This window comes from Acidovorax sp. GW823-FHT01C06 (genome assembly GCF_058798375.1).
Window position 1 is genome coordinate 453,746 of sequence record NZ_JBXAKN010000001.1, and the last position, 12,210, is coordinate 465,955.

At 67.4% G+C, this 12,210-nt stretch carries 7 protein-coding genes; 6 read left to right on the top strand and 1 reads right to left on the bottom strand.

The genetic code is table 11. The features are described 5' to 3' along the window. Position 1: 1 nt before the first annotated feature. Positions 2-898, bottom strand: coding sequence for a ChaN family lipoprotein (locus AC1RCS_RS02080; RefSeq protein WP_492245698.1), 897 nt, complete (start codon positions 896-898; stop codon positions 2-4). A 72-nt stretch (positions 899-970) separates the two neighbouring features. On the opposite strand from AC1RCS_RS02080, the gene AC1RCS_RS02085 reads away from it, so the two are divergent. The 6 genes from AC1RCS_RS02085 to narH all read left to right on the top strand — a co-directional run bounded on the left by AC1RCS_RS02085 (position 971) and on the right by narH (position 12,189). After that, positions 971-2,971, top strand: a complete 2,001-nt coding sequence (locus AC1RCS_RS02085) for a type IV pili methyl-accepting chemotaxis transducer N-terminal domain-containing protein (protein WP_492245697.1) — start codon at positions 971-973, stop codon at positions 2,969-2,971. Continuing rightward, on the top strand, positions 2,968-3,732 hold the full coding sequence (locus AC1RCS_RS02090; RefSeq protein ID WP_492245696.1) for a response regulator: 765 nt from the start codon (positions 2,968-2,970) through the stop codon (positions 3,730-3,732). The genes AC1RCS_RS02085 and AC1RCS_RS02090 overlap by 4 nt, the downstream gene beginning before the upstream one ends. Before the next feature lie 341 nt (positions 3,733-4,073). Beyond that, positions 4,074-5,366, top strand: a complete 1,293-nt coding sequence (locus AC1RCS_RS02095; RefSeq protein WP_369641217.1) for an MFS transporter — start codon at positions 4,074-4,076, stop codon at positions 5,364-5,366. Between the two features lie 19 nt (positions 5,367-5,385). Further along, the gene (locus AC1RCS_RS02100) at positions 5,386-6,804 is read left to right on the top strand and encodes an MFS transporter (RefSeq protein WP_218297311.1); all 1,419 of its coding nucleotides are present in this window, start codon (positions 5,386-5,388) and stop codon (positions 6,802-6,804) included. 34 nt (positions 6,805-6,838) lie between these two features. Beyond that, positions 6,839-10,642 (top strand): nitrate reductase subunit alpha, encoded by a 3,804-nt coding sequence (locus AC1RCS_RS02105; protein WP_492245695.1) that lies wholly within the window; start codon positions 6,839-6,841, stop codon positions 10,640-10,642. Between the two features lie 23 nt (positions 10,643-10,665). Further along, on the top strand, positions 10,666-12,189 hold the full coding sequence (gene narH / locus AC1RCS_RS02110) for a nitrate reductase subunit beta (RefSeq protein WP_492245694.1): 1,524 nt from the start codon (positions 10,666-10,668) through the stop codon (positions 12,187-12,189). Positions 12,190-12,210: the final 21 nt, after the last annotated feature.

The following is a 12,210-nucleotide window of genomic DNA, read 5'->3' on the forward strand; positions in this document are numbered from 1 at the left end:
GTCAGCCGCCCGTGCGCGCGCCCTGGCCCCATTGCTGGCGCAGTTCCGCGCAATGGTCTCGGGGCGGCGGGGCGGGGGTCTCGATCACCGCATCTGCTTCGTTTTTGATAGCTTCCTGCGCTTTTCCTGCTTGGGCCAGGGCCACCTTTGACCTGAGATCCGAGGGCCAGTGCGTGGGCACGCCCAGGCTGCGCAGCACATGGCCGCCGCCGGCCACCAGCAGCACGGTCTGGCCGGGCCGCAGGGCCTCCCGCGCGGTGCGGGCCATGCTGGCGTCGCGCGCGATCTGGATGCGGGCCATGGGGGCGATCTGCGCCTCGGGCAGCAGGCCGCAGTGGCCCTCGCGCAGCGCCTCGTGCTGGCGCTGCAGCGCGGCGGCGGGCAAGTGCCGGTCCCACGCGGATTCGCCCATCGCCGCGCGCATATCCGCGCGCGGCAGGTTGCCGCCCAGCACCGGCACGCCGGCGGCCACGGCGGCCATCACCACGGGGCCATAGGCCTCCCAGGGCCAGGCGGCGTCCTTCCATTGCAGGGCGGCCTGCACCTGGTCCGGGGTGGCGTCACGGGGCAGGCCGGTGGTGCCGTTCCCGCGCTCGGCCATCTCCAGCACCAGGGCCGCCAGCTGTCCGCGCGCCGCCAGCCACTGCACGGCCTCGCGCTGCAGGCGCTGGTGCTCGGGGGCATCGTGTTTTTCGCCCAGCAGCAGCACGTCGGCGGGCAGCAGGGCCTCAAGGCGCGCGGGCCAGGCGGCGGGCGACACCGGGGCGCTGGATTCAGGGCTGGCGCAGGCGCTCAGCGCCGCCGCCGTGGCGGCGGCCCAGGCCAGCGTACAAACCCGCCAGCGGCCACGGGCCGGGGCCGAAGACGGTGCAAAGGTGCTCGGGTGCTGTGTGTGCATGGGGCGATGCTACGCGGCCGCGACTTGACGCAGGTCAAGACTTCGGGCGAACCCCCTGCCTACACTGGGCCGATGCGCTCCAAGCCCACCCTGACCACCAAGCTCCTGGCGATGGGTGGAGGCTTTCTGCTCGTGGCCCTGGCCTCCATCAGCCTCACGCTGTGGGTGACCTGGAAGCTGGAGGGCGGCGCGGCCGCCGTCAATGAGGCGGGTCGGCTGCGCATGAACATGCTGCGCATGGTGCTGGTGCTGCAGACCGAGCCGCCCGAGGCGGTGCAGGAGCGCGCCCGCCTGTTCGATGCGAGCCTGGAGCTGCTGCGCACGGGCGATCCTTCGCGGCCGCTGTTCGTGCCCTGGAGCGCCGAGACGCGCACGCGCTTCGACGCGATCCGCGCGCAGTGGGCGCAGGCGCGCAGCGGCTGGGTGGCCACGCAGCCACCCGACCGCGCGCGCACGCTGGCGCAGGCCGACGCGTTCGTGCAGCAGGTGGACGGCTTCGTCGACGCGATCGAGCTGCAGATCGCGGGCTGGACGGCCGCGCTGCACCTGTTCCAGCTGTTCATGATGGCGCTGGCCATCGTGGCGGCCGTGACCTTCATGGCCGTGAGCTACCTGCTCGTCATCAACCCCGTGGCGCGCCTGCAGCAGGCCCAGGCCCGGCTGCGCCAGGGCGAGCTGGGCACGCGCCTGCCGGTCGATACCGATGACGAGTTCGGCCAGCTCTCGGCGGGCTTCAACCTCATGGCGCACGCGCTGCAGGCCTCGCACGACGAGCTGGAGCACAAGGTGCGCGACAAGACCGCCAGCATCGCCGTGAAGAACCAGCGCCTGGCCGCGCTGTACGAGGTGAGCGCGCTGGCGTCCACCGCGGGCAGCCTGGAGCTGCTGGCCCAGGGCTTCGTGCAGCAGATCCGCCGCGTGGCCGGGGCCGACGCGGCGGCCGTGCGCTGGTCCAACGAGGCCAACGAACGCTATGTGCTGCTGGCCGGTGACGGCCTGCCGCGCTCCATGGCCGACGGTGAGCACTGCCTGCACACCGGCAGCTGCCTGTGCGGCCAGCCTCAGGCCCAGGCGCGCACGCGGGTCATTCCCATCACGCCGTCCACCCACGTCGCGCTGCCCCACTGCCGCGAAGCGGGCTTTGAAACCATGGTGACCATCCCCGTGCAGATGCAGCAGCGCCTGCTGGGCGAGGTGGACCTGTTCTTCCGCTCCCAGGTCGAGCTGACCGACGAGCTGCGCGACCTGCTCGAAGCCATGACGCGCCACCTGGCCAGCGCCATGGAGGGCCTGCGCGCGACGGCGCTCGAGCGCGAGGCGGCGGTGGCCGAGGAGCGCAGCCTGCTGGCGCGCGAGCTGCACGACTCCATCGCGCAGTCGCTGGCCTTCCTCAAGATCCAGACCCAGCTGCTGCGCGACGCGGTGGCGCGCGGCGACGAGGCCAAGCGCGACCGCAGCATCGGCGAGCTGGACGTGGGCGTGCGCGAGTGTTATGCCGACGTGCGCGAGCTGCTGGTGCACTTTCGCACGCGCACCAGCGAGGAGGACATCGAGTCCGCCCTGCGCGCCACGCTGTCCAAGTTCGAGCACCAGACCGGCATGGCCACCGTGCTCAGCATGGTGGGCCATGGGCTGCCGCTGCCGCCGGACCTGCAGATCCAGGTGCTGCACATGGTGCAGGAAGCGCTGTCGAACGTGCGCAAGCATTCGGGCGCCACGCGCGTGGAACTGCTGGTGCACCGGCACCCGCGCTGGCGCTTCGAGGTGCAGGACAACGGCAAGGGCTTCGACGTGGCCAGCGTGCCGCCCGACTCGCTGCACGTGGGCCTGGGCATCATGCGCGAGCGGGCCCAGCGCGTGGGGGCGGCCCTGCAGGTCGAATCCGCGCCGGGCCAGGGCACGCGCGTGTGCATCGAGCTGCCCACGGTGACGGCCGCCGCCCCCATGCCTGCGCCGCCGGCGCACCCGCCCGCCACCCCGCCATCCGTGTCCCGCGCCTCGCGCGGCACGCCGCCCGGCGCGGACACCCCCTCTGCCGCCGCCACCAGCCCGGTGGCGGCGCACGCACCATGAACAACACCACCACCACCGCCCCTTTCCCGGCACCTGTCGCTGCGCACCCGGACGCCCCGGTGCAGCCGCCGGTGACCCTGCTCGTGGTGGACGACCACACGCTGTTCCGCCGGGGGCTGATCGCCCTGCTGGGGCAGGACGCGGGCCTCCTGGTGCTGGGCGAGGCGGGCGACGCCGCCGAGGCGCTGCGCCTGGCGCCGCAGCTGCGGCCCCAGGTGATCCTGCTGGACAACCACCTGCCCGGCGTGATGGGCGTGGACGCCATCCGGGGGCTGCGCGAAGTGGCGCCCGCATCGCGCGTGCTCATGCTCACCGTGAGCGAGGATTCGCAGGACCTGGCCGCCGCGCTGCGCAATGGCGCGCAGGGCTACCTGCTCAAGACCATCGACGGCGACCTGCTCGCCCAGGCCATCCGCCGCGCGGCACGCGGCGAGCCGGTGGTCAGCCCCGAGCTCATGGGCAAGCTGGTGGCGGCGTTCCAGTCGCAAGGCGCGCCCGAGGCGCCGCCAGCCCACGCCCTGGCGTCCGCGCCCGCGCCGCTGCAGGCCGATCCCGCGGGCGGTGTGGCGCCGCTCTCGCCGCGCGAGGAGGACGTGCTGCGCGAGATCGCGCGCGGCGCGAGCAACAAGGAAATCGCGCGCACCCTGGACATCGCCGAGACCACGGTGAAGATCCACGTGCAGCACATCCTGCGCAAGCTGGGCCTCACCTCGCGCGTGCAGGCGGCGGTCTACGCCTCGGACCGCCAGCGCACGGAGTAGAGGGTGCCCACGGCCGCCATCCCCGGTGGCCGCATGCGGTGATTTGCTACTGAATTGGTAGCTTCTGGCGCTTGTCCATCCAGCGCGAAAGCCTGTTTTCTTTCGATATCCAACCCCGGTGGGCCCGGCATTGGCGGCCCGTGCGCGCGCGCCGGGGACTTTGCTGCACCCAGACGGCCCCGGTGTCCATAGTTCCTTCGGACGATGCGCGGGCCTCGCGGCGCCCTCCGGCCTAGTCCTTCTGCCGTGGCGCGGGTGTGCTTGCGAAGGATGTTCAGGGCGGCCCTGAAAACGGACCATACAGCCATACCCCAAAGAGAAGAAGGAAGAGGAACCGCGCAATGGCACACACCACCTTGCCCCCGGGCGAAAGCCCACAGCGCACCCGCCAGGCCTGGTCGGTGCTGATCGTCAGCACCTTCGCATTCACCGTCTGCTTCATGGTCTGGATGATGTTCGGCGTCATCGGCATCCCCATCAAGAAGATGCTCAACCTGAACTCCACGCAGTTCGGGCTGCTCATGTCCATGCCCGTGCTCACGGGCTCGCTGGTGCGCGTGCCGCTGGGCATCTGGACCGACCGCTTCGGCGGCCGCATCGTGATGGCCGCCGTGATGGCGACCACCGTGCCCGCCATCTGGATGATGGGCTACGCCACGGAGTACTGGCACTTCCTCACCATCGGCCTGTTCGTGGGGCTGGCGGGGGGCTCGTTCTCGGTGGGCACGCCCTACGTGGCGCGCTGGTTCCCCAAGCACCGCCAGGGCACGGCCATGGGCGTGTACGGCGCGGGCAACTCGGGCGCGGCGGTGAACAAGTTCGTGGCCCCGGTGCTGCTGGTGGCCTTTGGCTGGACCATGGTGCCGCAGGTGTACGCGGCCATCATGCTCGGCACGCTGGTGCTGTTCTGGCTGTTCAGCTACAGCGACCCGGCCCACCTGGTGGGGAGCAACGTCAAGTTCACCGACCAGCTCAAGGCGCTCAAGGACCCCAAGGTGCTCAAGTACTGCCAGTACTACAGCATCGTGTTCGGCGGCTACGTGGCGCTGTCGCTGTGGATGGTGCAGTACTACGTGGGCGAGTTCGGCCTGGACATCCGCGTGGCGGCGTTGCTGGCGGCCTGCTTCTCGCTGCCCGGCGGCGTGCTGCGCGCCATCGGCGGGATGCTGTCTGACAAGTACGGCGCCCACAGCGTGACCTGGTGGGTGATGTGGGTGAGCTGGATCTGCCTGTTCCTGCTGAGCTACCCGCAGACCGACTTCACCATCGCCACCGTCAACGGCCCGAAGACCTTCCACATCGGCCTGAACGTCTACCTGTTCACCGGCCTGATGTTCCTGCTGGGCATTGCCTGGGCCTTCGGCAAAGCCAGTGTCTTCAAGTACATCAGCGACGACTACCCCCACAACATCGGCGCCATCAGCGGCATCGTGGGCCTGGCCGGCGGCCTGGGCGGCTTCATCCTGCCCATCCTGTTCGGCGCGCTGATGGACCTCACCGGCATCCGCTCCAGCGCTTTCATGCTGATGTACGGCGTGGTGTGGGTCTCGCTGATCTGGATGTACTTCACCGAAGTGCGCAACACCCGTCTCATGGGCTCGCCGAACGCCGCCGCACCGGCTGGCGCCCGCTGATTTTTCAAGGAACCTCACCATGTCTGCCACCACCACCAGCGGGCGCCAGGGGCGCCTGCTCACCCTCTGGGCTCCGGAGGACAAGTCGTTCTGGGAGCGCGAAGGCGAGGCCGTCGCCAAGCTCAACCTGTGGATCTCGGTGCCCGCGCTGTTCCTGGCCTTCGCCATCTGGCAGGTCTGGAGCGTGGTCGCCGTGAGCCTGCCGGGCCTCGGATTCAAGTATTCGACCAACCAGCTGTTCTGGCTGGCGGCGGCGCCCGCGCTCTCGGGTGCCACGCTGCGCATCTTCTATTCATTCATGGTGCCGCTCGTGGGTGGACGCCGCTGGACGGCGATCTCCACCGCCTCGTTGCTGATCCCCGCCATCGGCATCGGCTTTGCCGTGCAGGACAACACCACGGCCTACCCCACCATGCTCATCCTGGCGCTGCTGTGCGGCCTGGGCGGCGGCAACTTCAGCTCCAGCATGGCGAACATCAGCTTCTTCTTTCCGAAGGAGCGCAAGGGCTCGGCGCTGGGGGTGAACGCGGGCCTCGGTAACCTGGGCGTGTCGGTGGTGCAGTTCCTGAGCCCGCTCGTGGTCACGGCCGGCATCTTCGGCATCTTTGGCGGCGAAGGCCAGACCATCGTGAAGAACGGCCAGACCGTGCAGGTGTGGACGCAGAACGCCGCCTTCATCTGGGTGCCATGGATCGCGCTGACGGCGCTGGCCGCCTGGTTCGGCATGAACGACATCGCCGACGCGCGCGCCTCGTTCGCCGCGCAGGCCGCGATCTTCAGGCGCAAGCACAACTGGCTGATGTGCGTGCTGTACCTGGGCACCTTCGGCTCGTTCATCGGCTATGCGGCGGGCTTTCCGCTGCTCATCAAGAGCCAGTTCCCCGGCGTGAACCCCCTGGCCTACGCCTGGCTGGGCCCGCTGGTGGGCGCCGTGATCCGCCCCTTTGGCGGCTGGCTGGCCGACAAGCTCGGCGGCGCACGCGTCACGCTGTGGAACTTCATCGTCATGGCCATCGCGGTGGTGGGCGTCACGTTCTTCCTGCCCTCCGGCGGCCCCGGCGGCAACGAAGGCCAGTTCGCGGGTTTCTTCGTGTGTTTCCTGGTGCTGTTCCTCACCACCGGCATCGGCAACGGCTCCACCTTCCGCATGATCCCCGTGATCTTCCTGACCGAAGCCATGCGCGGCGTGGACCGCAACGACCCGGCCGCCATCGCGCATGCCAACAAGGAAGGCAACACCCTGGGCGCGGCCACGCTGGGCTTCACCGCCGCCATGGCCGCCTACGGCGGGTTCTTCATTCCCAAGAGCTATGGCAGCTCGATTGCCCTGACCGGCAGCCCCCATGCCGCGCTGTGGACGTTCTTCGCGTTCTACATCGTCTGCATCGTCATCACCTGGTGGCACTACGCGCGCAAGAACGCCGCCATGCCTTGCTGAGCACACCTGAACAAGACAGAACAAGGAGCCCCCGATGAGCCATTTCCTCGATCGCCTTTCGTACTTCTCGCAGCCCCGCGAGACCTTTGCCCAGGGCCACGGCGAAACCAACGGTGAAGACCGCACCTGGGAAGACGCCTACCGCGACCGCTGGGCGCACGACAAGATCGTGCGCAGCACGCACGGCGTGAACTGCACGGGCAGCTGCAGCTGGAAGATCTATGTCAAGGGCGGCATCGTCACCTGGGAAACCCAGCAGACCGACTACCCCCGCACCCGGCCCGACCTGCCCAACCACGAGCCCCGTGGCTGCGCGCGCGGCGCCAGCTACAGCTGGTACCTGTACAGCGCCAACCGCGTGAAATACCCCATGGTGCGTGGCCGCCTGCTCAAGCACTGGCGCGCCGCCATCGCCCTGGCCAAGAGCCCGGTGGACGCCTGGGCCAGCATCGTCGAGAACGACGCCTCCAAGCGCGAATGGCAAAAGCAGCGGGGCCTGGGCGGCTTCGTGCGCAGCACCTGGGACGAAGTCAACCAGATGATCGCCGCGGCCAACGTGTACACGATCAAGAAGCACGGGCCGGACCGCATCATCGGCTTCTCGCCCATCCCCGCGATGTCGATGATTTCGTACGCCGCTGGCTCACGCTACCTGAGCCTGATCGGCGGCGTGTGCATGAGTTTTTACGACTGGTACTGCGACCTGCCACCCAGCAGCCCGCAGACCTGGGGCGAGCAGACCGACGTGCCCGAATCGGCCGACTGGTACAACAGTTCGTACATCATTGCCTGGGGCTCCAACGTGCCCCAGACGCGCACGCCCGATGCCCACTTCTTGACCGAGGTGCGCTACAAGGGCACCAAGGTGGTGTCCATCACGCCCGACTATTCCGAAGTCGCCAAGCTCGGCGACCTCTGGATGCACCCCAAGCAGGGCACCGACGCCGCCGTGGCCATGGCCATGGGCCATGTGATCCTGAAGGAGTTCTACTTCAAGGACGGCGGCAAGGGCCGCTCGGCGTACTTTGACGACTACGCCCGCCGCTACACCGACCTGCCGCTCTTGGTGGTGCTCAAGGAAAAGACGCTGCCCGATGGCCGCACGGTGATGGTGCCCGACCGCTATGTGCGCGCCAGCGACTTCCCCGGCCAGCTCGACCAGTCCAACAATCCCGACTGGAAGACGGTGGGCTACGACGAGCTGGGCCAGGTCACGCTGCCCAATGGTTCCATCGGCTTTCGCTGGGGGGCCGACGGCCGCCCCGACCAGGGCCTGTGGAACCTGGAGAACAAAGAGGCACGCACCGGCAACACCGTCAAGCTCAAGCTGTCGGTGATCGAGGACGGCGCGCAGGCCCATGACGTGGCCGACGTCGCCTTCCCGTACTTTGGCGGTGTGGCAACGCCCAACTTCACGGCCAACGAACAAGGTGGCGACGTGATGGTGCGCCGCGTGCCGGTGTCCCACCTGGAGCTGGCCGGGCACGAAGCCCAGGGCCGCGTGATGGTGGCCACGGTGTTCGACCTGCTGGCGGGCAACTACGGCATCGACCGAGGCCTGCCCGGCGAAGAGCCCGGTGGCGGTTACGACGCCGACCGCCCCTACACCCCTGCCTGGCAAGAGGCCATCACCGGCGTGCCGCGCGAGCAGATCATCACCGTGGCGCGCCAGTTCGCCGACAACGCCGACAAGACGCATGGCAAGTCCATGGTGATCATCGGCGCGGCGATGAACCACTGGTACCACTGCGACATGAACTACCGCGGCATCATCAACATGCTGATGCTGTGCGGCTGCATCGGCCAGAGCGGTGGCGGCTGGGCGCACTACGTGGGCCAGGAAAAGCTGCGGCCCCAGACCGGCTGGACGGCGCTGGCGTTTGCGCTGGATTGGATCCGCCCACCCCGCCAGATGAACAGCACGAGCTTCTTCTACGCCCACACCGACCAGTGGCGCTACGAGAAGCTGGGCATGGAGGAAATCCTCTCGCCCCTGGCCGACAAGAAGGCCTACCACGGTGCGCAGATCGACTACAACGTGCGCGCCGAGCGCATGGGCTGGCTGCCATCGGCTCCCCAGCTCAAGACCAATCCCATGCAGGTGGCCAAGGATGCCGCTGCCGCGGGTATGGACGCGAAGGATTACGTCGTCAAGTCTCTGAAGGACGGCACGCTCACGATGAGCTGCGAGGACCCGGACCATCCGTCCAACTGGCCGCGCAACATGTTCGTGTGGCGCTCCAACATCCTGGGCTCGTCGGGCAAGGGGCACGAATACTTCCTCAAGCACCTGCTGGGCACCACCCACGGCGTGCAGGGCAAGGACCTGGGCAAGGACGAAGCCAAGCCCGAGGAAGTGCAGTGGCACACCCACGCGCCCGAAGGCAAGCTGGACCTGCTGGTCACGCTCGATTTCCGCATGAGCACCACCTGCCTGTACTCCGACATCGTGCTGCCCACGGCCACCTGGTATGAGAAGAACGACCTCAACACCAGCGACATGCACCCCTTCATCCATCCGCTGTCCACCGCGGTGGACCCTGCCTGGCAGGCCAAGAGCGACTGGGAGATCTACAAGGGTTTCGCCAAGGCCGTGAGCGAGGTCAGCGTGGGCCACCTGGGCGTCGAAAAGGACGTGGTGCTCACGCCCATCATGCACGACACCCCCGGTGAAATGGCCCAGCCCTATGGCGTGCGCGACTGGAAGAAAGGCGAGTGCGAACTCATCCCCGGCAAGACGGCGCCCCAGGTCACGGTGGTTGAGCGCGACTACCCCAACCTGTACAAGCGCTTCACCGCCCTGGGCCCCTTGATGGACAAGGCGGGCAACGGCGGCAAGGGCATCGGCTGGAACACGCAGACCGAAGTCGGCCAGCTGGGCGACCTGAACGGCCGCGTGAAGGAAGAGGGCGTGACGCAGGGCATGCCCCGCATCGTGACCGACATCGATGCCACCGAAGTGGTGATGATGCTGGCGCCTGAGACCAACGGCCATGTGGCCTGCAAGGCCTGGGAGGCCTTGGGCAAGCAGACCGGCCGCGACCACGTGCACCTGGCGCTGCACCGCGAGGACGAAAAGATCCGCTTCCGCGACATCCAGGCGCAGCCGCGCAAGATCATCAGCTCACCCACCTGGTCCGGACTGGAAAGCGAGAAGGTCAGCTACAACGCGGGCTACACCAATGTGCATGAGTACATCCCATGGCGCACCCTCACGGGCCGCCAGCAGTTCTACCAGGACCATCCGTGGATGCGTGACTTCGGCGAAGGCTTTGTGAGCTACCGTCCGCCGGTGCACCTGAAGACGCTGCACGAAGTCGAAGGCAAGAAGCCCAACGGCAACAAAGAGATCCAGCTGAACTTCATCACGCCGCACCAGAAGTGGGGCATCCACAGCACGTACAGCGACAACCTGATGATGCTCACGCTGAACCGGGGCGGCTCGGTGGTGTGGCTGAGCGAAGACGACGCCAAGGTCGCCGGCATCGTGGACAACGACTGGGTCGAACTCTTCAACGCCAACGGCGCCATTGCGGCCCGCGCGGTGGTGAGCCAGCGTGTGAACCCCGGCATGGTGATGATGTACCACTCGCAAGAGAAGATCATCAACACCCCCGGCTCCGAGATCACCGGCACCCGTGGCGGCATCCACAACTCGGTCACCCGCATCGTGCTCAAACCCACCCACATGATTGGTGGCTACGCGCAGTACAGCTACGGCTTCAACTACTACGGAACCATCGGCACCAACCGCGACGAGTTCGTGCTGGTGCGCAAGATGGACCGCGTGGACTGGCTCGACGATGAGCCCGTGTCCAGCACGGCAGCCCACGCCTGAAGCCGAAGACAAGGAGAAACACGATGAAAATTCGCGCACAAATCGGCATGGTGCTGAACCTGGACAAGTGCATCGGTTGCCACACCTGTTCCGTCACCTGCAAGAACGTCTGGACCAGCCGCCCCGGGGTGGAATATGCCTGGTTCAACAACGTAGAAACCAAGCCCGGCATCGGCTACCCCAAGGAATGGGAAAACCAGGACAAGTGGAATGGTGGCTGGGTGCGCAGCCCCGACGGCTCCATCGCGCCCCGCCAGGGCGGCAAGTGGAAGCTGCTCATGCGCATCTTCGCCAACCCCAACCTGCCGCAGATCGACGACTACTACGAACCTTTCACGTTCGACTACGACCACCTGCAGTCCGCGCCCGAGAGCAAGGCCGCGCCCACGGCCCGCCCGCGCAGCCTGATCACCGGCAAGCGCATGGAGAAGATCGAGTGGGGCCCGAACTGGGAAGAAATTCTGGGCGGCGAGTTCAGCAAACGCAGCAAGGACAAGAACTTCGACGATGTGCAAAAGGACATCTACGGCCAGTTCGAAAACACCTTCATGATGTACCTGCCCCGCCTGTGCGAGCACTGCCTGAATCCGGCGTGTGTGGCATCGTGCCCCAGCGGCTCGATCTACAAGCGCGAGGAAGATGGCATCGTGCTGATCGACCAGGACAAGTGCCGCGGCTGGCGCATGTGCGTCTCAGGCTGCCCCTACAAGAAGATTTACTACAACTGGCAGTCGGGCAAGGCCGAGAAGTGCATCTTCTGCTACCCGCGCATCGAAGCGGGCCAGCCTACCGTGTGCTCGGAAACCTGCGTGGGCCGTATCCGGTATCTCGGCGTGTTGCTGTACGACGCAGACCGCATCCAGGAAGCCGCCAGCGTGGAGCGCGACCGCGACCTGTACCAGGCGCAGCTCGACATCTTCCTGGACCCGAACGACCCCGATGTGATCCGCCAGGCCCGCATCGACGGCATTCCGGACAGCTGGATGGACGCCGCCCGCAACAGCCCGGTCTACAAGATGGCCGTGCAATGGAAGGTGGCCCTGCCGCTGCACCCCGAATACCGCACGCTGCCCATGGTCTGGTATGTGCCGCCGCTCTCGCCCATCACGGCTGCCGCCAACGCGGGCCATGTGGGCGTGAATGGCGACATTCCCGATGTGTCGCAGCTGCGCATTCCCGTGCAGTACCTGGCCAACCTGCTGACCGCAGGCGACACGGGGCCCGTGGTGCGGGCGCTCGAGCGCATGCTGGCCATGCGCACCTACCAGCGCGACAAGCATGTGGAGCAGCGCCAGAACCTGGCCGTGCTCAAGCAGGCGGGCCTGTCGATGGCCGAGGTCGAGGAGATGTACCACGTGATGGCGATTGCCAACTACGAGGACCGCTTCGTCATCCCATCGGCCCACCGCGAGTACGCCGAGAACGCGTTCGACATCCGGGGCGGTTGCGGCTTCTCGTTTGGCAACGGCTGTTCCGATGGCGCCACCGAGACCAGCATGTTCGGCGGAAAGAAGCCCCGCACGATCCCGATCAAAGCCACGGTCTGAAGCACAGGCAAAGGAATCACC